The sequence below is a fragment of the Rhodococcus sp. NPDC003318 genome (assembly GCF_042879035.1).
Taxonomy (GTDB): domain Bacteria; phylum Actinomycetota; class Actinomycetes; order Mycobacteriales; family Mycobacteriaceae; genus Rhodococcus_G.
In genome coordinates this window covers 126269-149668 of record NZ_JBIAOU010000008.1, presented here as the reverse complement: position 1 = coordinate 149668, position 23400 = coordinate 126269, and the positions used below count along the sequence as shown (strand labels likewise).

Sequence of the window (23400 nt, the reverse complement as noted above, 5' to 3'; positions counted from 1 at the left end):
GGGATCACCGTGCCCAACGACCTGAGCGAAGTGCCCAACGACCTGAGCGGACCCGGCGACGTCGCCGCGGACGCACCCCCCGGGGCAGACCCGGCCGTCGAGTCGGAGGCGGAGCTGACGCAGCGTTTCGAGCGGGACGCCCTCCCGCTCCTCGACCAGCTGTACGGCGCTGCGCTGAGGATGACCCGCAATCCGGCCGATGCCGAGGACCTCGTGCAGGAGACGTACGTCAAGGCGTACTCGGCGTTCCGGTCCTTCAAGGAGGGCACCAACCTCAAGGCGTGGCTGTACCGGATCCTGACGAACACCTACATCAACTCGTACCGCAAGAAGCAGCGTCAGCCCGCGCAGTACCCCACGGACGAGATCACCGACTGGCAGCTCGCCGCGACCGCCGAGCACACCTCCCAGGGGCTGCGTTCGGCGGAGGTGGAGGCGCTCGACGCGCTCCCCGACGACGACATCAAGAACGCCCTGCAGCAGCTTCCGGAGGAGTTCCGGATGGCCGTGTACTACGCGGACGTGGAGGGTTTCCCGTACAAGGAGATCGCGGAGATCATGGGCACCCCGATCGGCACCGTGATGTCGCGGCTGCACCGCGGCCGCAAGCAATTGCGCGGACTGCTCGCCGATGTGGCCCGCGACCGTGGTTTCAACCGGGCCGGCGCAGGCCAGGAGCAGGAGGCGTCCCGGTGAGCGAGCAGAACGAATTCGACCGGCTCGACTGCTCGGCCGTGATCGCCGACGTGTGGTTGATGCTCGACAACGAATGCGACGACCGCACCCGTGCGCGGCTGCAGCAGCACATGGAGGACTGCGGGTCCTGCTTCGAGGCGTACGGCATCGAGGCCAAGGTCAAGTCGTTGCTCGCGCGCAAGTGCGGCGGCGAACACGCCCCGGACAGCCTGCGGCAGCGGCTGCGCGTCCAGCTGAGCCAGACCACGATCATCACCCGGGTGGATCCGGGGCAGTAGGCGTCCGCGCCACAGCGAAGCCACCACAACGAACCCACGGCCCGGGCCGGGACCAGTCGGTCCCGGCCCGGGTCGTTTTCTCTCCGACGAGTTCGACAGGTGATGTCGAGAAGCCGAAGCCTGCTCCGTCCCAGCTGTGAACGCGACCACAATGGGTTGCACAGCGCAGAGGAGAATCACCATGGCCAAGTACCTGCTGCTCAAGCACTACCGCGGCGCGCCGGCCGCGGTCAACGACGTCCCCATGGACCGGTGGACGCCGGAGGAGATCTCGGCCCACATGCAGTACATGAACGACTTCGCGGCGAAGCTCGAGGAGACCGGCGAGTTCGTCGACGCCCAGGCGCTGGCTCCCGAGGGCACGTTCGTCCGGTACGACGGCGAGGGTCGTCCGCCGGTCACCGACGGACCGTTCGCCGAGACGAAGGACCTCGTCGCCGGGTGGATGGTGATCGACGTCGACAGCTACGAGCGGGCCCTCGAACTCGCCGGCGAGTTGTCCGCGGCTCCCGGGGCGGGTGCGAAGCCGATCCACGAATGGCTCGAACTGCGTCCGTTCCTGACCGCGTCGCCCACCATCACCGAGTGATGCCTGCGTGAACGGGGCTCGTGTGAACGGGGCTCGTGTGGACGGGGCTCGTGTGGACGGTGCAGTGGTGGACGCGGACCTGCTGCGCGGCCTCACGCCGACGGTGCTCGGGATCCTCGTCCGCCGCGGCGCGGATTTCGCGGCGGCCGAGGACGCCGTACAGGACGCGTTGCTCGAGGCGGTCCGGGTCTGGCCGACCGACCCGCCGCGTGATCCGAAGGGCTGGCTGGTCACCGTGGCCTGGCGCCGGTTCCTCGACGCCACCCGGGCGGACGTGGCACGTCGACGGCGCGAGGACGCAGTCGACGGGCAACGGACGTCCGGGCCCGTGTCCGCGGTGGACGACACCCTGCAGCTCTACTTCCTCTGTGCGCACCCCTCGCTGACGCCGTCGTCCGCGGTCGCGCTGACGCTGCGCGCCGTGGGCGGGCTGACCACCCGTCAGATCGCCCGGGCGTACCTGGTGCCCGAGGCGACGATGGCGCAGCGGATCAGCCGGGCCAAGCGCACGGTCGCCGGCGTGCGGCTCGACCGGCCCGGCGATGTCGCGACCGTGCTGCGGGTGCTCTACCTGGTGTTCAACGAGGGCTACTCCGGTGATGTGGACCTCGCTGCCGAGGCCATCCGGCTCACCCGGCAGCTGGCGTCCGCGATCGACCATCCAGAGGTGTCGGGGCTGCTCGCGCTCATGCTGCTCCACCATGCGCGGCGGGCGGCGCGGACCGCGCCCGACGGCAGCCTGGTACCGCTCGCCGAACAGGACCGCGGTCGGTGGGAGACGGCGGAGATCGCCGAGGGCATCGAGATCCTGCAGGCCGCGCTCGCGCGGGACCGGCTGGGCGAGTACCAGGCCCAGGCGGCGATCGCGGCACTGCACGCCGACGCGGCCACGGCCGAGGAGACGGACTGGGTGCAGATCGTCGAGTGGTACGACGAGCTCGTGCGCCTGACCGACAGCCCTGTCGCCCGGCTCAACCGCGCGGTGGCCGTCGGCGAGGCCGACGGGCCGCGGGCAGGTCTGGCCGCGCTCGCGGAGTTGGACGACTCCCTGCCCCGTCACACCGCGGTGGCGGCGTACCTTCACGAGTGTGACGGTGACCCGGTGACAGCGGCCCGGCTGTACGCCGAGGCGGCGGGGAAGGCGCCCACCCTCGCCGAGCGCGACCACCTCGCGCGCCGGGCCGCCCGCCTGAACACCCACCGGGATCCGCGGCCGTGAACGCGACGAGGGCCGGACACCGTGCTGGTGTCCGGCCCTCGTGAGGCTTCGTCTACGCGCTCAGGCGTTGGGACGCTTGCCGTGGTTGGCGGCACTGCCCTTGCGGCTGCGCTTCTTGCGACCACGCTTACCCATGGTTGTCTCCCTTCTTTCCGATCTCGCTCGGGACCATTGTTCCATGTGTGGTTGGCTGTACTTTCACTGGCAGGTCTACACAAGCGAGGTGCCCGATGGCAGAGGACGTGCGCGCCGAGATGGTTTCCACCGTCTTCGAGGTCGTTGTCTCCACGGGAGACGAGGTGAAGGAGGGTGACACCCTGGTGATCCTGGAGTCGATGAAGATGGAGATTCCGGTGATCGCGGAGGTGGACGGCACCGTCTCCTCGGTCGACGTCTCGGTTGGTGACGTGATCCAGCAGGGCGACCTGATCGCCGTCATCTCCTGATCTCCACGCTCGATGTCGACCCTGAGTGACCTGCTCGCCGAGCACACCGATCTACCCGGCTACGCGGTCGACCACCTGCAGCGGGTGGTCGGGGAGTGGCAGTTGCTCGCCGACCTGTCCTTCGCCGACGTGCTGTTGTGGGTGGCGACCGACGCCGGCGCAGCCGAGCCCGCGGACGACGCGGAACTGGTGTGCGTCGCGCAGTGCCGGCCGACGACGGCGCCGACGGCGTTCGCGGAGGATGCCGTCGGGTGGGTCGTGTCCGATGTCGAGCATCCGCACGTGCGGCAGGCGCTGTCGGAGTGGCGGATCGTGCGGGTCCCGGACGGTCCGGCCACCGAGGACGCGCCGGTCCGGCGGGAGGCGGTCCCGGTGCGCTGCAACGGCGACGTGATCGCGGTCCTGAGCCGGGACACCAACCCGACGCAGCAACGGCAGGCGAGCCCGCTCGAGGTCGCATACCTGGACTGCGCGACCGAGCTGTGCCAGATGATCAGCGAGGGCACCTTTCCGACGCCCGAGGAGCGCAGCGAGATCCTGTCGAGCCCCCGCGCCGGGGACGGGTTCATCCGCCTCGATCCCGACGGCACCGTCGTCTACGCGAGCCCGAACGCGCTCTCGGCCTATCACCGGATGGGGTTGACGACCACGACGCTGACCGGTCGGGATCTGGCGTCGGTGACCCGGACGTTGATCACCGACCCGTTCGACGCGCAGGACGTCGCGACCGACATCCGGGCCGCGTTGGCCGGCAAGGCGGGCAAACGCGTGGAGGTGGAGGCTCGCGGGGCGATCGTGTTGCTGCGCACGCTGGTGCTGCGGCCGGGTGGCCAGCCCGCGGGTGCGGTGGTGTTGATCCGGGACGTCACCGAGGTCAAGCGGCGGGACCGGGCCCTGCTCAGCAAGGACGCGACGATCCGGGAGATCCACCACCGGGTGAAGAACAACCTGCAGACCGTCGCGGCGCTGCTGCGGTTGCAGGCCCGCCGGACGCAGCACGACGAGGCGCGCCTCGCGCTGACCGAGTCGGTGCGCCGGGTCACGTCGATCGCCCTGGTCCACGACATCCTGTCGATGTCGGTCGACGAGGAGGTCAATCTCGACGAGGTGGTCGACCGGCTGGTGCCGATCATGGCCGATGTCGCGGTGGTCAACAGTGCCGTCCAGATCCGGCGGGAGGGCAGTTTCGGGGTGTTTCCGGCGGAGCGGGCGACGCCCCTGGTGCTGGTGCTCACGGAGCTGGTCCAGAACGCGTTCGAGCACGGGTACGAGCCGGGGCAGGGTGGGACGGTGACGATGCGGGCGAGTCGGTCGGCGCGGTGGCTGGACGTGGTGATCCACGACGACGGTGCCGGTCTGCCCGAGGGGTTCAGTCTCGAGCGTTCGGAGAGCCTGGGACTGCAGATCGTCCGGACGCTGGTGTCGGCGGAGCTCGGTGGCTCGCTCGGTCTGCGGCCCGGTCCCCAGGGCGGTACCGAAGCGGCACTTCGGGTTCCGCTGGGCCGCCGGGCGGCAGCCCGTCTGTGAACGGTGCGGCAGCCCGTCTGTGAACGGTGCGGCAGCGTCGCGTGTGACGGTGCGGTGGGTCGGGATTCGCGGGGTCGGTCGCGAACGCACATGAGGCCCGGCGCCTTTCGGCGGCCGGGCCTCATGTGGGATGTTCGGTGACTAGACCGCGCTGCGGGCCCGGGTGCGCGCGTTCCGACGCTTGAGTGCGCGGCGCTCGTCCTCGCTCATGCCGCCCCAGACGCCGGCGTCCTGGCCGGACTCGAGTGCCCAGGAGAGGCAGTCAGCGGTGACGGGGCACCGGTTGCACACCAGCTTGGCGTCGGCGATCTGCGCGATGGCCGGCCCACTGTTTCCCACAGGGAAGAACAACTCCGGGTCCTCGTCCCGACAGATTGCCTTGTGGCGCCAGTCCATCTTCTCTGCTCCTTTGCTGGGTGCGAGCGCACCGTGTCGTGGTGATGCGCTGCGTACCGGGTGGTTGTGGTGTCGCGCACCGTGTCGTTTCGCGTAAGTCATGCGCGGTTCGGGCGAATGTTTCCGCGCTGTTGCTTGTGAATGCTTTCACGAACGCGCAGGAAGTCAATAGAAAATGGCCCGTCCGTGGGGTAACTCACTTCAAGTGGGTCACCCGATGTGGTCTGCATTACTTTGTACCCCGCTGACGGCGAGATTGCAGTATGGGGGTAGAGTTTTTTTCGCCTTTGCCCTTAGTGGGGGTTGCCGGGCGTGACCTGGCCCAGGCGGTCGACGGCCTTCACCACCGCCCCCGGTCATCCCAGGCTCGGAGCCACCACCGTCAGCGCCTCCCGGACCGCGATGAATTCCACGTCGGTGCGTTTGCCGATGTAGTCGCCGTCCAGTTGCAGCCCGATCGGGACGGTCGACCGGATTCGGACCCGTGGGGCGTCGTCGACACGAAAGAGCTTGCGGGACTTGGGGCTCGCTCCCTGGGTGAGGAGTTGGCGAACCACCGGCATCGTCGCGGCCACGCTCATCGTCCGCATCGCGAACACGCCGAGGCCGGTGTCGAACCCGGTTTCCGGGTTGACCGCGACGGGGCGTTGGTTCAGATACGTCCACGGGCTCGAATTCGAGACGAACGCGTAGTGCACGCCGTCCACCGGATCGGTTCCCGGGATCTCGACGGTCAGCGTGGGTTCGAGGCGGCGGTTGCGGAAGAACGCGCGGACCGCCGTGCGGACGTAGCGGGCGGGGGTCGCCGCGTGTCCCTTGGCGCGGGCGAGGTCGATCGCCTCGCACACCTGCGCGTCGAGACCGAGGCCGGCGTTGAACGTGAACCAGCGCCCGTCGCAGTGCGCGAGTCCGATGCGGCGGCGCTCGCGCAGCTCGAGCAGCTCGATCAGCTGATTCGTCGCGACCACCGGGTCCGGGTCGATACCGAGCGAGCGGGCGAACACGTTCGCCGATCCGCCCGGGACCACGGCGACGAGAGGGGTGGGTCCGATGGGGACCGCGATCATCGAGCCCGGTACCGGGGCGCCCAGAAGTCCGTTGACGACCTCGTTGACGGTGCCGTCCCCTCCGTGCACGATGATCAGCCCGATGCCCTCGAGGGGCGCTCGGCGGGCCAGTTCGGCGGCATGGCCGCGATGCGTCGTGTGGACCACCCGTACCTGCACGCGACTCGACAGGGCGTGCGCGAGCAGGTCACGCGCCGCGGCGGTGGTCGAGGTTGCGTTGGGGTTGACGATCAGCAGCGCGCGCACGGGTGCCCAGCCTAGCGGGGACGTGACGCGGGGAGCCGACGGCATTCGGTGCGCCGTTCTATAGGCTGGCGCCGTGTCCGAGTCGCCCACACCTCCCAGTACGCCCACCACCGTCCGATGGGCGGGAGGCCTCGTCGCTTTCGAGGGTGCGCTGGCCGTCGTCGTCGCGATCGTGCTGGTCGTGCGCGGACTGCTCGGCCACGACGGTGAGGCCGCCAACCCGTACGGCACCGCCGCCTGGTTCGTGATCCTGGGCGGGGCGGTCCTGGCCGCCGGCCTGGCACTGCTGCGGGGTCGTCGGTGGGGCCGGGCGATCGCGGTCGTCGCCCAGCTGCTGCTGCTGCCGGTGGTGTGGTCGCTGCTGACCGACTCGCACCAGCCGATCCTCGGGGTGCTCTGCGCGGTGATCGTCGTCCCGGCGCTGGCCTTCCTGTTTGCCGGGCCGACGTCGCGGTGGATGGCGCAGGAGTACGGCGGGGACACGGCCGACCGGGACTGACGGCGCTCATCCGCCGGCCCGACGGGCGACCGGCATCCCCGCCGCCGGCTACGCCGTCGCGGCCAGCTCGCGCAGCGCCGTCCCGCTGAGGCGGTAGCCGGTCCATTCGTCCTGGGCGCGGGCGCCGAGGGCGTCGTAGAACTCGATCGACGGCGTGTTCCACTTCAGCACCGACCAGGCGAGGCGGGTGTAACCCTGGTCGACGCATTCCTTGGCCAGCGTCGCCAGCAGTGCCTTCCCGTGTCCCCGGCCACGGGACCGTGGCTGCACGTACAGGTCCTCGAGGTAGATGCCGTGCACGCCGTCCCAGGTCGAGAAGTTGCGGAACCACAGCGCCGTTCCCACCACGACGCCGTCCTCCTCGGCGACGTGACCGAACGCCGCCGGCGCCGGGCCGAACAGTGCGGCCTCCAGCTGGGACTCGGTGACGGTGCACTCGTGGCGGGCCTTCTCGTACTCCGCGAGCTCGTACACCAGGCCGGTGACGGCTGGGACGTCGTCGGGCCTGATCCGGCGAATCATGCTGTACCTCTTTCGTTCTCGCACTCGACGGGCTGCGGGTCAGTGCACGTTGTGGCTGACGATCTGGCGGACGCCGTGGTCGAACCCGAGGACCGTGATCGCTCCCGGCGACAGTGCGAACCGCCTGCCCTCGACCAGCGGCAACCCGGCCCACCGTGCGATCAGGGCCCGGGAGAAGTGGCCGTGCCCGACGAGGACGACGTCACCCTCGGGCAACCGGGACTCGGCGACGGCCAGCACCAGTTCGGCGCGGGAATCCACCGCGTCGAAGCCCTCCCCGCCGGGGCAGGGGTGCGTCCACACCGTCCACCCGGGGACCGTCTCCCGGATCTCGGCGGTCGTGAGTCCCTCGTAGTCGCCGTAGTCCCACTCGACCAGGGCGTCCCAGGTGCGGGTGTTCAGACCGGCGACCTCGGCGGTGCGCACCGCCCGCTCGCGCGGGCTGCACAGCACCTCCGTGTCACGCAGCCCCAGCGCGTCGATCCGGCGCCCGGTCTCCCGCGCCTGCTTCTCGCCCTCCGCGGTGAGCGCCACGTCGGTGCGCCCGGTGTGGCGTCCGGCCGCTGCCCACTCGGTCTGGCCGTGGCGGAGCAGGACGATGCGGGCGTCGGCGAGGTTCCTGGTTGCCGGGTGGCCGGTTCGTGTGTTTTCGGGCGTGGAAGTCGACACCGTCGCATCATCTCAGGCGTGTGGGTCGCATGGGACGCCCGAGTAGGCAATGATCTCCGTCGTGACAACAGTGCTCGCGGTGGCGAATCAAAAGGGTGGGGTCGCGAAGACCACGACGGTCGCGTCGCTCGCGGCCGCATTGGCGGGTCTCGGACGCAAGGTGCTGGTCGTCGACCTCGACCCGCAGGGATGTCTGACGTTCTCGCTCGGGCACAATCCGGACCGGCTCGAGGCGTCGGTCCACGAGGTGCTGACCGGGCAGTTGCCGCTGCGCGAGGTCATCCTCGATACGGAGGAGGGGTTCTCCCTCGTTCCGGCGACGATCGACCTCGCCGGGGCGGAGGCCGTGCTGTTGATGCGTCCGGGGCGCGAGTTCACCCTCAAGCGGGCGCTCGCCACTCTGGGCGACGACTACGACGTCGTGCTGCTCGACTGTCCGCCGTCGCTCGGTGTGCTCACCCTCAACGGTCTCACCGCGGCCGACGCGGTCCTGGTTCCGTTGCAGTGCGAGACGCTCGCGCACCGGGGTGTCGGGCAGTTGCTGCGCACGGTCACCGAGGTCCAGCAGATCACGAACCCGGAGCTGACGTTGCTCGGGGCTCTGCCCACGCTGTATGACGCGCGCACGACCCACAGCCGCGACGTGCTCTCCGACGTCGCGGATCGCTACGACCTGCCGGTGCTCGCGCCGCCGATTCCCCGCACCGTCCGGTTCGCCGAGGCGAGCGCGTCGGGCGCGACGGTGCTCGCCGGACGCAGCAACAAGGGCGCCCAGGCGTACCGGGAGCTGGCGGCGAACCTCGTCGCGTACTGGGACGGGGAAGCGGAGTTGCGCAGCTTCACTGCCGAGTGATCGCGGGGCGGTGCCGGCTCGGTGTCGAGTGAGCGACTGCCGCGCCGCGTCAGCGGAGGGCGACGAGAACGTCTCCGCGCTGTTCGAGCAGAACGGATCCGACCGCGGCGCTCGTGATCGGCAGCCCGCCGAGATCGGTCGGCGCGACGCCGCGGTCGACGGTGATGCGCCGGATGTGCGTGCCGGTGGCCGGGTCGAGCACCTCGATCGCACCGTCGACGGGGACGAGGAACTGCCCGCCCATCGGCGTGCCCGGGCCCAGCGCGCCGTCGACCGTCCAGGCGGGCGTGAAATCGGTTGTGCGAAGGGTGATCACCTGCGAACCCGTCCACCACGACCAGAACGACCCGGTGCGTTCTACGGCGGCGGTGGGGGACACGTCGGCGGGCGCCGCGAACCGGGACACCTCGGTGCCGGTGCCGTCGACGACGATCACGGTGGCGCCTGCGGTCCCGCCTTGCGGGAGGTAGATGGCGGTGCGTTCGCCGGACACCGCGAGCACCCGGGCGCCGGAGCCGGACGGGCCCGCCTCGGACAGGAGGCGGGAGCCGTACTCCTCGGGCGTGGTGTTGTCCTTGGGCGCCGGATTGAGCACGCTCAGCCGGACCTGCTCCTCGCCGGGGCACGATTCGAGCACCGAGAGCCGGCTGCTGCTCGACGCGGACGAGAGCAGCGTGCACCCCGTGCGGGGCTGGGCGCCGGGGGTCACCGGAGCGTCGACCCGGCCGAACTCGAGGGTGCGCACCAGATCCGAACGCCACACCTCCAGCCGGGTGTCGCCGCGCGAGGTCAGGTAGGTGCCGTCCTCCGACAGGCTGACGTCCGCGTCGGCGTCGCTGGACCGCTGTGCCTGCCGGACCCCGGTCGACCCGTCGAGTTGGGTGACCTGGCCGCACCCCCGGTCGTCCGGGTACACGGCGACGGCGGTGTTCCACGCTCCGATCGCCCCGCACAGCGGCCGGTCGCGCCGGTACTGCCAGAGCTGTTCGCCGGTGGTCGGGTCGTGACCGGTGACGGCGTCCCCGTCCGCACCGACGACGGCGCCACCCGCGACCAATGGGGTGCGGGTGGCGTCGCTGTCGATGTGCCAGGCCTCGGTGAGGGTGTCGGGAACCGCGAGCGCGGTGTCCGCCGGTGCGGCCGGGTTCACGGCCGTCACCGACTCGGTTCCGTGGGCGTCACTGGTCAGCCAGATCGCGCCTGCGGCAACGAGAACCACGAGGACGATCGCGCAGGCGGCCAGGACGTCGGCACGGCTGCGCCGCTCGGGTGCGAGCACTGTTGTCGGTTACTCCGCGGGCGAAGGGGACGCGGAGGCAGCGGGCGCGGCGGAACCGGCCGCCGGACGCCGACGCCGGCGGCGACGTCGCGCCGGGGCGGTCTCACCGGTGGGTGAAGTGGGTTCCGGTGCAACGGTTTCCGGCGAGGTGTCCGCCGGTGCGGTGGTGGACTCCGCGATGCGACCACCGCGGGTGCGCTTGCGGGTGCGGGTCCGCCGCGGACGCTCCGCCGAATCCGAGCCCTCGCTCGAAACCTCCTGCGCCCGTTCGGGCTTCGGGCGGCGGATGGTGCCCTTCACGCCGGTGGGGATGCCGAGGTCGGAGTAGAGGTGCTCGGAGCTCGAGTACGTCTCGATCGGCTCGGCGATGCCGAGGTCGAGAGCCTTGTCGATCAGCTGCCAGCGCGGCACGTCGTCCCAGTCGACGAGGGTGACGGCGGTGCCGGTGCGGCCCGCGCGGCCGGTGCGGCCGATCCGGTGGACGTACGTCTTCTCGTCCTCCGGGCACTGGTAGTTGATGACGTGGGTGACGTCGTCGATGTCGATGCCGCGGGCCGCGACGTCCGTGGCGACGAGGACGTCGACCTTGCCGGAGCGGAACGACTTGAGGGCCTTCTCCCGGGCGATCTGCCCGAGGTCGCCGTGCACGGCGCCGACCGAGAAACCGCGCTCGTTCAGATCGTCCGCGACCTTCTGGGCGGTGCGCTTGGTGCGGGTGAAGATCATCGTCGCGCCCCGGCCCTCGGCCTGCAGGATCCGCGCGACCATCTCGGCCTTGTCCAGGGCGTGGGCCCGGTAGATGTGCTGGGCGGTGCGATCGTGGACCGCCGACGATTCCGGCTCCTCGGCGCGGATGTGCGTCGGCCGGGTCAGGAACGTCCGGGCCAGGGTGATGATCGGGCCGGGCATGGTCGCCGAGAACAGCATGGTCTGGCGGGCGTCGGGCACCATCTGCAGGATCCGCTCGATGTCCGGCAGGAAGCCGAGGTCGAGCATCTCGTCGGCCTCGTCCAGCACCAGGACGCCGATCTTGCCGAGGATCAGGTGCCCCTGCTTCGCCAGGTCCAGCAGACGGCCGGGCGTGCCGACGACCACGTCGACGCCCTTCTGCAGCGCCTCGATCTGGGTCTCGTAGGGCCGGCCGCCGTAGATCGAGAGCACCTCGAGCTTGCGGTCCTCGCTGCCCTTCAGGTGCTTGCCCGCATTGACCAGGTCCTGGGTGACCTGGATGCACAGCTCACGGGTGGGGACGATGACCAGTGCCCGCGGTGTCCCGTCGAGCGGGGCGGTACCGGAGTCGGCGGTGGCGACCCGGTGCAGCAGCGGCACGCCGAAGCCGAACGTCTTGCCCATGCCGGTGCGTGCCTGACCGATCAGGTCGTCGCCCGCCAGCGCGAGCGGCAGCGTCAGCTCCTGGATCGCGAAGGTGCGTTCGATGCCGATCTCGGCCAGTGCCCGGACGATCTCGTCGCGGACGCCGAGCTCGGCGAAGGTGGGTGGGGTGTGGGTCTCGTCGAGCTGAGCGGACAGCGTGTTCTCGCTCGCGTCGTCTTCGTGGTCGATCGTGATCTTGCTCAGTGCTCCGGCCTTCCTCGTCGGCACGCGCGCACGAGCGGGGCCAGGCCGATTGCCGGCCGGTGGGCGGTGCCGCGGCTCTTCGTCCGGGCCGTACCCAAGTCCGACTCTCGTCGGGTGCCCTCGTCCGAGGTCTCGCCTCCTGCTTCCTGCGCGGAGACGGTTGTCTCGGCGCGGCGCGGGAACGGACCTGCGGATCAGGTGCGCGCACATTTTCCGTGGGCCGCCACATACGCTCGAATACCCGAATCGGTCGATCCGAGGCGGCGTCCCGCAACCATGGTAGCTGCCACGCCGGTGTTCGCAGGTACGCGTCTAGGCTGTCGAGGCATGGGAGCCAATTCCGCCGATTCGCTGTCGTCCGTCGTCGCCGCCGATCACCCCGGTGTGAGTGAGCTGTTCGCCGTCCTGGCGTACGGCGAGATCTCCGCCTTCTACCGCCTCGCCGAGGACGCCCGGATGGCCCCCACGCTGGCCGGCCGGGTCGCGCTGGCCCGGATGGCCGGCGCCGAGATGCGCCACTTCGAGACGCTCGAGACGGCGCTCGCCGACCGCGGCCTCGACGTCTACGAGGCGATGACCCCCTTCGTGCAGCCGCTCGACGACTACCACGCGTCCACCCACCCGTCGACCTGGCTCGAATCGCTGGTCAAGGCGCATGTCGGTGACGGCATCGCCGCCGACTTCTACCGGGAGATCGCCGGTGCGCTGGATCCGTCCGTCGGCGCCGTCGTCCGGGAGGTGCTCGCGGAGACCGGGCACTCGGAGTTCGTGGTGCACGAGGTCAGTGCCGCCGTCGCGGCGAGCACCAAGGAGAAGGACCGCCTGATGCTGTGGGGCAGGCGGCTGCTGGGGGAGGCGATCACCCAGGCGCAGTACGTGATGGCGCAGCGGGAGGCGCTGACGGAGCTGATGCTCACCACCACCGGCGACCTCAACGGGGTCGCGGCGCTGTTCGACCGGATGCAGCAGCGGCACGCGGAGCGGATGGCGGTCCTCGGCCTGGTCTGAGCCGGGGCGCCGGCGGCGTGTTCGCTGTCAGCACACCGGTGATCGGGTGTTCGCGTCACCCGCTGCACTAGCCTGGGCAACGGTAGTGATGGCACGACAATTCGGAGGTTGGCCGTGGAGGTCAAGATCGGCATTTCTGACAGCCCGCGCGAGCTGGTCATCAGCAGCGCGCAGACCCCGGAAGAGGTGACCGACCTCGTGTCCGCGGCGATCGGTTCGGACGCGTCCGGAGTCCTCGCCCTCACCGACGACAAGGGCCGCAAGTTCCTGATCCAGGCCGCGAAGGTCGCCTACGTGGAGATCGGTCCGTCGGACAGCCGCAAGGTCGGTTTCGCCAGCTGACGGTCGGGAGAACCCGAACACACGAAAACGGGGCGCGGATGGTTCCGCGCCCCGTTTTCGTGTGCTCTGTCGGTCGTGCTCGGTCAGTCGCGCGCCGTCACGGGTGCATCGGCACGTGCGAGAGGCCACCCCATGCGAGCGCGACGGTGGTGTCCACCGCTTCCTCCTTGGGGATGGGCCGGCTCGCCTGCAGCCAGTAGCGGGCGGTGAACTGGCTGGTGCCCACCAGCCCGACCGCGAGGATGCGCGCCCGGTAGGGGTCGAGCCCGGAGTCGTGGGCGACCAGGTCGAAGACCGCGTCCACGCAGGCTTCGGTGGCGCGGTCGACGCGGGCCAGCACCTGGGGGTCGCCCATCAGGTCCGACTCGAAGACCAGTCGGTAGCCCTGGCTGTCGTTGTCGACGAAGTCGAAGAAGGCCTGCACCGCGGCGCGCACCCGCTGACGGTTGTCGGTGGTCGACCGCAACGCCTGGCGCACGCCCGAGATCAGGCTGTCGACGTAACTCTGCAGTACGGCGAGGTAGAGGTCGAGCTTGCCGGGGAAGTGCTGGTAGAGGACGGGTTTGCTCACGCCCGCGCACTCGGCGATCTCGTCCATGCCTGCGGAGTGGTAGCCGCGGCTGACGAACACCTCGCTCGCGGCCTGGAGGAGTTGGAGCCGGCGGGCGTCCCGGGGCAGGCGGGTGCTGCGCTTGGTCGGCTGCCGGCCGTTCGCTGCGGAACGATCCGCGAGTTCAGTCATCGTGCTCCCAATCTTGCGTTTTCACCGTCCGTGCCTCGTGCTGGGGGTGAGGTGGCTCACGGCACCGGGTGCACAAAGTGATCGAACAATACGGAACGAGCATCCGGTCATCCGTGAAATGACGCATGCCGTTCCCGTCGAGTATTCCAGGTCACTGTCACAGCGCGATGTCCAGTGCACGTAAATGTCGTCCCATCGCAGGTCACGGCCCGACTATCGGGGACGGCGGGCGGTCCCGGACCGGTGGTGTCGGGCGGGACGAGCCCGCACTTGTGAGACTCTGGTCCCGTGACGGATCGAGGCGGAGGACCGCGAGTGCGGGATGAACACCCGTTGCGGCTGGAAGACCCCGACCGCACTGCCGGCACAGGTCGCCGGGCCGACCCGGGTGGCACGGCGGAGCGTGAGCGCGGCTCGCACCAGCCGCTGCGGGCGCAGTGGGACCCGATCGGGGAGGACACGGGCCGCCCCCGTGGTCCGCGCCCGGAACGTCAGGTCCGCAAGCAGAGCAGGCTCGGCAGGTTCGTCTCGACCTACGGATGGCGCGCCTACGCGATCCCGATCCTGGTCGTGGTGACGATCCTGGTGATCGTCGACGCCGTCCGCGGGGGCGGGTCCGACTCGGAGACCCTCGGTGATCCGGGGTTCGGAGCCCGCAGCAACACGGCGGACGGTACCGGCGTGATCGGGGTGCCCCCGCAGGGCGACGGCAACTTCGCCGCGACTATCCCGTCCGGCGCACTGCCCGACGGTGGTTCCTTCACCGAGACCGGCGCGGCGACCTGGCGTGTCGTCCCCGGCACGGGCCCGAAGGTCGGTCAGGGCACCGAACAGGTCTTCACGTACACGGTCGAGGTCGAGGGCGGCGTCGACACCGCGGGCTTCGGTGGCGACGAGTCCTTCGCCCGGATGGTCGACCAGACCCTGGCCAACCCGAAGAGCTGGACGCAGGACCCGCGGTTCGCGTTCCAGCGGATCGACTCCGGGGAACCGACGTTCCGGATCTCGCTCACGTCGCAGATGACGGTCCGGCAGGCGTGCGGCTACGACATCCAGTTGGAGGTGTCCTGCTACAACCCGGGCATCGACCGGGTGGTTCTCAACGAGCCGCGCTGGGTTCGCGGGGCGGTCGCGTACCAGGGCGACATCGGTTCGTACCGGCAGTACATGGTCAACCACGAGGTCGGCCACGCGATCGGCTACCAGGCGCATCAGCCGTGCGAGGTGGAGGGCGGGCTGGCACCGGTGATGATGCAGCAGACGTTCGGTACCGCGAACAACGACATCGCCGAGCTCGACCCCGAGGGCGTCGTGCCGATGGACGGCAAGACGTGCCGCTTCAACCCGTGGCCCTACCCGCGGGCCTGACCGGGCGGGGCACCGGGGTCAGGACGGTCGCACCCACGGTGCCAGCCGGGCGCGCTGCTCCGTCGTGAGGCGACGCAGCGTCTGGGTGTACGGATCGCCCAGGGCGAGCTGCGTCGAGGCCTCCACGGCGGGACGGGCCGTCGGATCCGCCCCCGCGGCCCGCACCTCGTAGCGGACGGTCAGGTCGGCGCTGCGTACCCGGTCCAGCCACATCGACACCTCCAACGGGTTGTCCGCGTGGGTGAGCGGTGTGCGATACCGCACCTCGAGGTGCGCGACGACCGAATTGCGCAGCATCGCCGCGACGTCGGGGTCCACCGAGGCCAGCCAGTCGACCCGCGCCTCCTCGAGCAGCGTCACCATCCGGGCGTGGTTGATGTGCTTGAACGCGTCCATGTCGGACCAGCGGACCGCGATCCGGGTGCGATGGACGGCGGGGTCGGTCGGGTCGAGCGGGGTCATCGTGCTCCTCGGGACAAGGTGGCGGGAAAGGTGGATCGGCGCCCCGGACGGTATCGGAGGGTCCCGCGGCGTGGCGGCGTCACGCGCGGGGACAATGGATCACATGCCGACACCCGCCCCGACCTCAGCCGCCTCGACCGGTGCACTGCCGCCGCTCGTGGAGCCGGCCGCCGAGCTGACCCGCGAGGAGGTGGCCCGGTACAGCAGGCACCTGATCATTCCGAACATCGGGATCACCGGGCAGAAGCGGATCAAGAACGCGCGGGTCCTGGTGATCGGCGCGGGCGGTCTCGGCTCGCCGACGCTGCTGTATCTCGCCGCCGCGGGTGTCGGGACGATCGGCATCGTGGAGTTCGACGACGTCGAGGAGTCGAACCTGCAGCGTCAGGTGATCCACGGCCGTGCCGACGTCGGCCGTCCGAAGGCCCGCAGTGCCCGCGACTCCATCCTCGAGATCAACGACCGTGTCGAGGTGCGACTGCACGAGGTCCGGCTCGACAACGGCAATGCCGTCGACCTCTTCTCGCAGTACGACCTCGTCCTCGACGGCACCGACAACTTCGCCACCCGCTACCTCGTCAACGACGCGGCGATCCTCGCGGGCAAGCCGTACGTGTGGGGGTCGATCTACCGGTTCGAGGGTCAGGTGTCGGTGTTCTGGGAGGCCGCTCCGGACGGGCGCGGCCTGAACTACCGGGATCTGTACCCGGAGGCGCCGCCGCCGGGCATGGTCCCGTCGTGCGCCGAGGGTGGTGTGCTGGGGGTGCTGTGCGCGTCGATCGGGTCGGTGATGGCGACCGAGGCGATCAAACTGATCACGGGGATCGGCGAACCGTTGCTCGGGCGGTTGATGATCTACGACGCGCTCGCGATGAACTATCGGACGATCCGGCTGCGCCGCGACCCGGGCCGGGTTCCGGTCACCGAGCTGATCGACTACGACGCCTTCTGCGGAGTGGTCTCGGAGGACGCGGTCGCCGCGGCCTCGGGGTCGACGCTGACCGCGCCGGAGCTCGCCGAGCGGCTGGCCGCGGGCGGCGACATCGCGCTGATCGACGTCCGGGAGCCGGTCGAGTGGGACATCGTGCACCTGCCCGGGGCGACGCTGATCCCGAAGGACCGCATCCTGTCCGGCGACGCGCTCGCCGACCTGCCGCAGGACCGGCCGATCACCCTGTACTGCAAGACGGGGATCCGGTCGGCGGAGGTGCTCGCCGCGCTCAAGAGCGCCGGATTCGCAGACGCCACCCACCTGCAGGGCGGCATCGTGGCGTGGGCGAACCAGGTCGACCCGAGCCTGCCCACGTACTAGGCGGAGACCGACCTCGGTTCGGAAGATCACACAGGGCGCGTCTGCGCCGGTCGGACACGACTCGGCGGTAAGTTGGGCGCGTGAGCTCCGTCGAACCTCCCACCCACGTGCGGTCCACCTTCGGTCTGCGGGAGACCACACCGGTCCCGCTCGGACCGGACTGGGAGGGCGGATGGCGCTGTGACGACGTCGTGCTGTCGCCGGTCGCCGATCATGCGCGGGCGGCCTGGTCGGCGAAGGTGCGCGAGACGCTCGACCCCGGCGGCGTCCGACTCGCCCGTCCGGTCCGGGCGACCGACGGCCGGTACGTCGTGTCGGGGTGGCGCGCCGACACCTTCATCGGCGGTACGCCGGAACCGCGGCACGACGAGGTGGTCTCGCTGTCGCTGAGGCTTCATGCCGCCACTGCGGCGCTGGAGCGGCCGCGGTTCCTGGTGCAGCCGCCGGTGCTGCCGTGGGCGGACGTGGACGTGTTCGTGGCGGCCGATCGTGCGGCGTGGGAGCAGGTACCGCTGCGGGGTGTGAAGGGACAGTTCGAGCCGACGTCCGCGGACGGCCGCACGAGCATCGAGCTCATCGGGCAGCTCGCGACCCTGCGCAAGCCGGTGCACAGCCCAGACCAGCTCGTCCACGGTGACCTGTTCGGCACGGTGCTGTTCTCGGGGTCGGATGCGCCGGGTATCACCGACATCACGCCCTACTGGCGTCCGGCGGCGTGGGCGGCGGGCGTCGTCGTGGTCGACGCACTGTCGTGGGGCGGGGCGGACGAGGAACTGGTCGGCCGCTGGGAGGACCTGCCGGAGTGGCCGCAGATGCTGCTGCGGGCGTTGATGTTCCGGCTCGCCGTCCACGCACTGCACCCGCGGTCGACGGCCGAGGCCCTCCCCGGCCTGGTGCGCACGGCCGACCTCATCCGACTCATGCTGTGAGCGGCTGAGGTCGGGTCGTCAGGGGGTGTCGACGTGGCCGTCCGGGTGGCGGGCGAATCGTCCGGAGTCGGCGGCGTGGACGGGGTCGTCCGCGGGCCACGGCCAGCCACCGAACGCGGTGCGGCGGTAGTCGTCGAACGCCTGCTGCAGTCCGGTGGCGTCGTTCATCACGAAGGGGCCGTGCTGCGCGACGGGCTCCCCGATCGGGCGACCCTGCAGCAGCAGGATCTTGATGCCGCCCGCTCCGGCGGTCAGCGTCACCGGCGCGGACGCGTCGACCAGCACACCGGTGCCGGTGCCCACCTCGGAATCGGCGACGCGGACCGACGACCCCTCGTACACGTACAGCACCCGGTGCGTCTCCGGCCCGGTCGCCGCGGGCAGCTCGAACTCGGCGTCGGCGTCCAACTCGAGGTGCCAGATCGCCAGGTCGGCGCTCTCGGTCGACGCCCAGGACTCGGGCGGCGCAGACGGCGGGTCGGTGTCGTCGAGCGTTCCGGCGATCACGGTCACCTCGGTGGTGCGGCCCGCCGAGTCGCGCCGGGTCACACGGGGGGTCCGCTCGCTCCAGAACATCGAGAAGTGCGGGTCGGCGGTCTTCGACGCGGCGGGCAGGTTCAGCCAGATCTGGAACAGTTCGAGGGGGTTGGGGCGCTCCCGGTCGAGCAGGGGGAACATCTCCGAGTGCGAGACGCCGCGGCCGGTGGTCAGCCACTGGGTGTCGCCGTCGCCGTAGCGGGCGGTCGCGCCGAGGGAGTCGGCGTGGTCGACGACGCCCTGCCGCACGTAGGTCACGGTCTCGAATCCGCGGTGCGGGTGCTGGGGGAAGCCGGGAACGGTGCGTCCGTGGTACATGTTCCAGCCCGCGGGGTTACCGAAGTCCTGGCCGAGCGGTCGTCCGGCGAGCGAGGCGTCGGGCCCGAGGTCCGCGGTGCCCTCCGGGTACGCGTCGAGGTGGTAGGCGACGAACAGGAACGGGTCGACGGTCTGCCACGGCGAGCCGAGGCGGAACGTCTGCAGTACGGGATCGCTCACGGTCATGAAAAATTCAACTAGTTGTCGGGTCGGTTGATTCCCGGGCCGCGGCGCGGACCAGTCGCATCGGGACGTGGTCGATGCCCGCCTCGACGTAACCGGGGCCGGTGCGCACGAAGCCGAACCGGCCGTACCAGGACTCGAGATGGGCCTGCGCGGAGATCTCGACGTCGCCGCCGCACGTGGCGAGGGCGGCCTCGATCAGCGCCCCGGCGACCCCCTGCCCGCGGGCCGGGACGGCGGTGGCCACGCGCCCGATGTGGGCGACGGGACCGTCGGTGAGTACCCGCAGCGTCGCGAGCACCTCGTCGTCGCGTTCCGCCCAGAACAGCGTGGTGGTCGGCTCGAGGTCGCGGCCGTCGAGTTCCGGCTCGCTCACGATGCCCTGCTCGTGGACGAACACCGCGGTCCGCAGGCTCATGATCCGGTACAGCGTGACCGGGTCGACCTGGTCGAGCGGCGCATGACGGATGGTCGGCACCCTGTCGATCGTAGGGCCGTCAGGACGTGGGTGCCTCGGGCCGGCGCAACCAGATCAGCTCCGTGAGGAACTGCTGCGCCACGGTCGCGGCGCGCTCGGGGTCGCCGTCGACGACGGCGCGCACCAGTTCCTCGTGCTGCGGTTCGAAGGAGTTGGCGGCATCGACCGGATGGCGGGCGACGGTCTGCTCGATCGCGGGCAGCAGGGAGTCGTAGAACTCCAGGTAGACCTCGTTGTGGCTGGCCGCGACGATCGCGCGGTGCAGGTCGAGGTCCGCCGCGACCGCGGCCTGCTTCTCGTGCGGCGTCGCCGTCTCGGGGTTGCGCCAGAGCTCGTTTCGGCGGTCGAGCAGCGCGCGCAGCGTGTCGATGTCCGTGTCGTCGCGGCGGCGGGCGGCGAGGGCGGCGGCGGTGACGTCGAGGGCCTGACGGAGCTCGAGCACGTCCCGCTCGTGGGCGGAGGCGAAGTACTTCGACAGTGTCCCGCCGAGATCGCTCGCCGCGATCACGTAGGTGCCCGAGCCCTGCCTGCGTTCGAGCATCCCGGCGTGCACGAGTGCCTGCACCGCTTCGCGCACGGTGTTGCGGCCCGTTCCGGTGAGTTCGGCGAGTGCGGGCTCGGTCGGGATGCGGGTTCCCACCGCCCAGCGTCCGGCGGTGATCTCGGCGCGGAGCTGTTCGGTGACCTGGGCGATCAGGGTGCTGCGTCGTACGGGTTGCACGATGACCTTTCTCCGACCGGCGCGCGGGCGCCTGTCGCCTGCGGGGAACGTGATGCAGCATATTGGTTGCCCTAATTCATCCAGTCATCCTATGATTTTTCGGGTCCCGTCGTCACGGGACGAAACCGTGCATCGAGCGAGGTGAGTGATGACCGTGCAGGAGACGGCCCCGCAGACGACCGTCGCGGCAGGTTCGGCGAAGCGATCGCTCGTCGCAGGCCGGCTCACCGTCCTCGCCGCGATCGTCCTCTCGGCGCTCACCCTGCGTATCGCGGTGACCTCGCTGACGCCGCTCTTCGACGACATCGGAAACGACGTCGGTTTCGGTTCGGCGGTCGTCGGCATCTTCGGGATGCTCCCGACCGCGATGTTCGCGCTGTTCGGCATCCTCACCCCGCGCCTGGGTGCCCGGTTCGGGCTCGAGCGGGTGGCGTTGACGGCCATGGTGATGACGGCCGCCGGCCTGGTCGCCCGGTCCGCGTTGTCCGGCACCGCCGCGCTCCTGGCGTTCTCGGCGCTGGCGCTCGGCGGCATGGGAATCGGTAATGTTGTCATCCCTCCGCTGGTCAAGCGCTACTTCTCGGACCGGCTCGGTCTGGTGAGCACCGTCTACATCCTGTGCGTGCAGATCGGCACCATGCTTCCCGCCCTGGTCGCCGTCCCGCTGTCGGAGTCGTACGGCTGGCGGGTCTCGCTCGGCGTGTGGGCGCTCCTGCCCGTCGCGGCGGTGCTGCCGTGGCTGGGTGTACTGATGTCACGCCGCGGTCACGCCGACGCTCAGGTCGACGATGCGCCCGGCCGCCGGTCCGCGGCCCTCGCGGCGGCCGGGGGCCGGGTGTGGCGCTCGCCGGTGGCGTGGGGCATGGCCGGCATGTTCGGCATGACGTCGCTGATCACCTACTCGATGCTGACCTGGATCCCGAAGATCCTGACGGAGGCTGGGGCCGGAGCCGCGTTCGGCGGCTCGATGGTCGCGCTGTTCAGCGCGGTCGGGTTCATCGCCGCCCTCGGCGCACCCGCGCTGTGCATCCGGATCGCGAACCCGTACCCGCTGGTGCTCGCCTGTGTCGTCTGCTACCTGATCGGTTTCGCGGGCCTGCTGTGGGCGCCGATGGCGGCGCCCGTGCTGTGGATCGTCGCGGTCGGCCTCGGGCCCAGTACCTTCCCGATGTCGCTCACGCTGATCAACCTGCGCACCCGCTCGGCCGCCGGATCGGCCGCGCTGTCCGGGTTCACGCAGGGGCTGGGTTATGCGGTCGCGTGCATCGGACCCCTGATGTTCGGGGTACTGCACGACGCCACCGGTGGCTGGACGTGGCCGTTCGCACTCCTCGTCGGGGCGGTGTGCGTGATCCTGGTGGCCGGCTACGTCGCGTGCAAACCACGGTTCCTCGAGGACTCCTGGGGCGCCCCCACCGGCTCGTGAGAGACCTGGATCACATCCGGTAACGTGCCGTTCACCTGCGGAAAGGTTCTCACAGTCGGGTCCGGAACAAGGTGAGAGCAAGTTCATTGCCGGGTCACTGACGGCAGCACCGGGGCAACATCCCCCTCGTAGTTTCTGGGTCATCCCAATCCAACGAGGAGGCTCGGTGACCACACGATCGGACGACGCCACGGCAACGGCCGTGGGAGTCGAGACCCCAGTCTCGACTCCCAAGCACTACATCGCGCACTGGGATGCAGAGGACGTCGAGGCCTGGGAGGCCGGCGGCAAGGACGTCGCCAAGCGCAACCTGATCTGGTCGGTCATCGCCGAGCACGTCGGGTTCTCGGTCTGGTCGATCTGGTCCGTCATGGTCCTGTTCATGCCGACCGACATCTACGGCATCGACGCCGCCGGCAAGTTCTTCCTGGTCGCGGTCCCGACCCTCGTCGGTTCGATCCTCCGGATCCCGTACACCGTCGCCACCGCGAAGTTCGGCGGCCGCAACTGGACGATCTTCAGCGCGCTGGTCCTGACGATTCCGCTGATCGGGGCCCTGTACCTGATGCTCAACCCCGGCTTCAGCTACACCACGTTCCTCGTGGTCGCGGCGATCGCCGGTGTCGGCGGCGGCAACTTCGCGTCGTCGATGACCAACATCAACGCCTTCTACCCGCAGCGCCTCAAGGGCTGGGCGCTCGGCCTCAACGCCGGCGGCGGCAACATCGGTGTTCCGGTGGTCCAGCTCATCGGTCTGCTCGTGATCGCCACGGTCGGCAACACCGAGGCATGGATCGTCTGCGCGGTCTACCTCGTGCTCTGTGGTGTCGCCGCGATCGGCGCCGCGCTGTTCATGGACAACCTCGGCAACCAGAAGGCCGACCTGCGGGCCATGGGCCAGACCCTCAAGTTCCGCGACTCCTGGGTCATCGCCTTCCTCTACATCGGCACCTTCGGCTCGTTCATCGGCTACAGCTTCGCGTTCGGCCAGGTCATGCAGATCAACTTCCTCGCAGGCGGCGACACCCCGGCGCAGGCGGCGCTGCACACCGCACAGATCGCGTTCATCGGTCCGCTGCTCGGCTCGATCGCTCGGCCGTACGGCGGCAAGCTCGCCGACCGCATCGGTGGCGGCAAGATCACGCTGTACACCTTCGCGGCGATGACCCTCGCCGCCGGTGCCCTGGTCACCGCGAGCATGCTCGACGACGCCACGCCCGGCGCCGCGAGCACCGGCGTCCTGGTGATGCTGGTCGGCGGCTTCATTGCCCTGTTCCTGCTCTCCGGGCTCGGCAACGGCTCCGTCTACAAGATGATCCCGTCGATCTTCGAGGCCAAGGCGCAGGGACTCGACCACCTGGACGCCGAGCAGAAGGCGACGTGGTCGCGCAACATGTCCGGCGCGCTGATCGGTTTCGCCGGCGCGATCGGTGGTCTCGGTGGCGTCGGCATCAACCTGGTGCTCCGCGCGTCGTACACCAGCGCCGCCAAGTCCGCGACGATGGCGTTCTGGGTGTTCCTCGCCTTCTACGTCGCCTGCATGGCGGTCACCTGGGTGGTGTTCCTGCGCCGCCCGAGGGAGCGCACGCACGCCGAAGGTGCCGCGTCCCCGGCCCTCGTCACGGACTGACCCGGCGGGTCCGGTCGGGACGGAACGGCCCGACCGGACCGGTGACACCGAGAAGTCGAGCAACACAGCACATCCCATCT

Annotated in this window: 27 protein-coding genes; 15 read left to right on the top strand and 12 right to left on the bottom strand. The window is 70.2% G+C overall.

The annotated features are described in order from the left end of the window. The first annotated feature begins 42 nt into the window (after window positions 1-42). The 4 genes from ACFYVR_RS15380 to ACFYVR_RS15365 all read left to right on the top strand — a co-directional run bounded on the left by ACFYVR_RS15380 (window position 43) and on the right by ACFYVR_RS15365 (window position 2782). Entirely contained in the window at window positions 43-696 is a 654-nt protein-coding gene (locus ACFYVR_RS15380; RefSeq protein WP_387474603.1) for a sigma-70 family RNA polymerase sigma factor, read from the top strand. After that, entirely contained in the window at window positions 693-974 is a 282-nt protein-coding gene (gene rsrA, locus ACFYVR_RS15375; protein WP_387474477.1) for a mycothiol system anti-sigma-R factor, read from the top strand. Before ACFYVR_RS15380 ends, rsrA begins: the two co-directional genes overlap by 4 nt. 181 nt (window positions 975-1155) lie before the next feature. After that, window positions 1156-1563 (top strand): YciI family protein, encoded by a 408-nt coding sequence (locus tag ACFYVR_RS15370; RefSeq protein WP_387474476.1) that lies wholly within the window; start codon window positions 1156-1158, stop codon window positions 1561-1563. A 67-nt stretch (window positions 1564-1630) separates the two neighbouring features. Further along, the gene (locus tag ACFYVR_RS15365) at window positions 1631-2782 is read left to right on the top strand and encodes an RNA polymerase sigma factor (RefSeq protein WP_387474474.1); all 1152 of its coding nucleotides are present in this window, start codon (window positions 1631-1633) and stop codon (window positions 2780-2782) included. A gap of 60 nt (window positions 2783-2842) precedes the next feature. Here the strand turns inward: ACFYVR_RS15365 and ACFYVR_RS15360 are convergent, their stop codons facing one another. Beyond that, window positions 2843-2917, bottom strand: coding sequence for a 50S ribosomal protein bL37 (locus ACFYVR_RS15360; protein ID WP_095887907.1), 75 nt, complete (start codon window positions 2915-2917; stop codon window positions 2843-2845). A 95-nt stretch (window positions 2918-3012) separates the two neighbouring features. Between ACFYVR_RS15360 and ACFYVR_RS15355 the strand changes: the two genes are divergently transcribed. Both ACFYVR_RS15355 and ACFYVR_RS15350 read left to right on the top strand, forming a co-directional pair. Beyond that, window positions 3013-3228, top strand: coding sequence for a biotin/lipoyl-binding carrier protein (locus ACFYVR_RS15355; RefSeq protein ID WP_387474472.1), 216 nt, complete (start codon window positions 3013-3015; stop codon window positions 3226-3228). A gap of 12 nt (window positions 3229-3240) precedes the next feature. Continuing rightward, window positions 3241-4755 (top strand): sensor histidine kinase, encoded by a 1515-nt coding sequence (locus ACFYVR_RS15350; protein ID WP_387474470.1) that lies wholly within the window; start codon window positions 3241-3243, stop codon window positions 4753-4755. A 141-nt stretch (window positions 4756-4896) separates the two neighbouring features. Here the strand turns inward: ACFYVR_RS15350 and ACFYVR_RS15345 are convergent, their stop codons facing one another. Together ACFYVR_RS15345 and ACFYVR_RS15340 are read right to left on the bottom strand one after the other, a co-directional pair. After that, complete coding sequence (locus tag ACFYVR_RS15345) at window positions 4897-5151, bottom strand: WhiB family transcriptional regulator (protein ID WP_007537924.1); 255 nt, start codon at window positions 5149-5151, stop codon at window positions 4897-4899. 356 nt (window positions 5152-5507) lie between these two features. Then, window positions 5508-6464 (bottom strand): diacylglycerol/lipid kinase family protein, encoded by a 957-nt coding sequence (locus tag ACFYVR_RS15340; RefSeq protein ID WP_387474467.1) that lies wholly within the window; start codon window positions 6462-6464, stop codon window positions 5508-5510. A gap of 73 nt (window positions 6465-6537) precedes the next feature. Between ACFYVR_RS15340 and ACFYVR_RS15335 the strand changes: the two genes are divergently transcribed. Continuing rightward, window positions 6538-6963 carry a hypothetical protein gene (locus tag ACFYVR_RS15335; RefSeq protein ID WP_387474465.1) on the top strand — a complete coding sequence of 142 codons (426 nt, stop codon included), beginning with the start codon at window positions 6538-6540 and terminating at the stop codon, window positions 6961-6963. Window positions 6964-7011: 48 nt separating this feature from the next. On the opposite strand, the gene ACFYVR_RS15330 is transcribed toward ACFYVR_RS15335, so the two are convergent. Further along, window positions 7012-7485, bottom strand: coding sequence for a GNAT family N-acetyltransferase (locus ACFYVR_RS15330; RefSeq protein WP_387474463.1), 474 nt, complete (start codon window positions 7483-7485; stop codon window positions 7012-7014). A 39-nt stretch (window positions 7486-7524) separates the two neighbouring features. After that, window positions 7525-8085 (bottom strand): acid phosphatase, encoded by a 561-nt coding sequence (locus ACFYVR_RS15325; protein WP_387474600.1) that lies wholly within the window; start codon window positions 8083-8085, stop codon window positions 7525-7527. A 130-nt stretch (window positions 8086-8215) separates the two neighbouring features. On the opposite strand from ACFYVR_RS15325, the gene ACFYVR_RS15320 reads away from it, so the two are divergent. Beyond that, window positions 8216-9007, top strand: a complete 792-nt coding sequence (locus ACFYVR_RS15320) for a ParA family protein (RefSeq protein WP_387474461.1) — start codon at window positions 8216-8218, stop codon at window positions 9005-9007. A 49-nt stretch (window positions 9008-9056) separates the two neighbouring features. Here the strand turns inward: ACFYVR_RS15320 and ACFYVR_RS15315 are convergent, their stop codons facing one another. Continuing rightward, the gene (locus tag ACFYVR_RS15315; protein WP_387474459.1) at window positions 9057-10286 is read right to left on the bottom strand and encodes a hypothetical protein; all 1230 of its coding nucleotides are present in this window, start codon (window positions 10284-10286) and stop codon (window positions 9057-9059) included. A gap of 9 nt (window positions 10287-10295) precedes the next feature. Next, window positions 10296-11888, bottom strand: a complete 1593-nt coding sequence (locus ACFYVR_RS15310) for a DEAD/DEAH box helicase (RefSeq protein WP_387474457.1) — start codon at window positions 11886-11888, stop codon at window positions 10296-10298. 303 nt (window positions 11889-12191) lie between these two features. Between ACFYVR_RS15310 and ACFYVR_RS15305 the strand changes: the two genes are divergently transcribed. Next, window positions 12192-12872, top strand: coding sequence for a ferritin-like fold-containing protein (locus tag ACFYVR_RS15305; RefSeq protein WP_387474455.1), 681 nt, complete (start codon window positions 12192-12194; stop codon window positions 12870-12872). A 114-nt stretch (window positions 12873-12986) separates the two neighbouring features. After that, window positions 12987-13214 carry a DUF3107 domain-containing protein gene (locus ACFYVR_RS15300; protein ID WP_387474598.1) on the top strand — a complete coding sequence of 76 codons (228 nt, stop codon included), beginning with the start codon at window positions 12987-12989 and terminating at the stop codon, window positions 13212-13214. 97 nt (window positions 13215-13311) lie between these two features. Here ACFYVR_RS15300 and ACFYVR_RS15295 read toward each other — a convergent pair whose 3' ends face one another. Next, a complete protein-coding gene (locus ACFYVR_RS15295; RefSeq protein WP_387474453.1) occupies window positions 13312-13956 on the bottom strand; it encodes a TetR/AcrR family transcriptional regulator in 645 nt (214 codons plus the stop codon). A 426-nt stretch (window positions 13957-14382) separates the two neighbouring features. Between ACFYVR_RS15295 and ACFYVR_RS15290 the strand changes: the two genes are divergently transcribed. Next, window positions 14383-15324 (top strand): DUF3152 domain-containing protein, encoded by a 942-nt coding sequence (locus ACFYVR_RS15290; protein WP_387474596.1) that lies wholly within the window; start codon window positions 14383-14385, stop codon window positions 15322-15324. Between the two features lie 18 nt (window positions 15325-15342). Here ACFYVR_RS15290 and ACFYVR_RS15285 read toward each other — a convergent pair whose 3' ends face one another. Next, window positions 15343-15786, bottom strand: a complete 444-nt coding sequence (locus ACFYVR_RS15285) for an acyl-CoA thioesterase (RefSeq protein WP_387474451.1) — start codon at window positions 15784-15786, stop codon at window positions 15343-15345. A gap of 103 nt (window positions 15787-15889) precedes the next feature. Here ACFYVR_RS15285 and moeZ point away from each other — a divergent pair, with 103 nt between their 5' ends. Together moeZ and ACFYVR_RS15275 are read left to right on the top strand one after the other, a co-directional pair. After that, window positions 15890-17098 (top strand): adenylyltransferase/sulfurtransferase MoeZ, encoded by a 1209-nt coding sequence (moeZ, locus tag ACFYVR_RS15280; RefSeq protein WP_387474449.1) that lies wholly within the window; start codon window positions 15890-15892, stop codon window positions 17096-17098. An 80-nt stretch (window positions 17099-17178) separates the two neighbouring features. After that, complete coding sequence (locus tag ACFYVR_RS15275; RefSeq protein ID WP_387474448.1) at window positions 17179-18027, top strand: TIGR02569 family protein; 849 nt, start codon at window positions 17179-17181, stop codon at window positions 18025-18027. Window positions 18028-18045: 18 nt separating this feature from the next. On the opposite strand, the gene ACFYVR_RS15270 is transcribed toward ACFYVR_RS15275, so the two are convergent. The 3 genes from ACFYVR_RS15270 to ACFYVR_RS15260 are packed head-to-tail and all read right to left on the bottom strand — an operon-like array spanning window position 18046 to window position 20264. After that, on the bottom strand, window positions 18046-19068 hold the full coding sequence (locus ACFYVR_RS15270) for a pirin family protein (RefSeq protein WP_387474446.1): 1023 nt from the start codon (window positions 19066-19068) through the stop codon (window positions 18046-18048). A gap of 7 nt (window positions 19069-19075) precedes the next feature. Then, window positions 19076-19543, bottom strand: a complete 468-nt coding sequence (locus ACFYVR_RS15265) for a GNAT family N-acetyltransferase (RefSeq protein WP_387474444.1) — start codon at window positions 19541-19543, stop codon at window positions 19076-19078. A gap of 19 nt (window positions 19544-19562) precedes the next feature. After that, complete coding sequence (locus tag ACFYVR_RS15260) at window positions 19563-20264, bottom strand: FadR/GntR family transcriptional regulator (RefSeq protein WP_387474442.1); 702 nt, start codon at window positions 20262-20264, stop codon at window positions 19563-19565. Between the two features lie 148 nt (window positions 20265-20412). Here ACFYVR_RS15260 and ACFYVR_RS15255 point away from each other — a divergent pair, with 148 nt between their 5' ends. Both ACFYVR_RS15255 and ACFYVR_RS15250 read left to right on the top strand, forming a co-directional pair. Continuing rightward, window positions 20413-21690 carry an MFS transporter gene (locus ACFYVR_RS15255; RefSeq protein ID WP_387474440.1) on the top strand — a complete coding sequence of 426 codons (1278 nt, stop codon included), beginning with the start codon at window positions 20413-20415 and terminating at the stop codon, window positions 21688-21690. A 202-nt stretch (window positions 21691-21892) separates the two neighbouring features. Beyond that, complete coding sequence (locus ACFYVR_RS15250; RefSeq protein ID WP_387474594.1) at window positions 21893-23320, top strand: MFS transporter; 1428 nt, start codon at window positions 21893-21895, stop codon at window positions 23318-23320. Window positions 23321-23400: the final 80 nt, after the last annotated feature.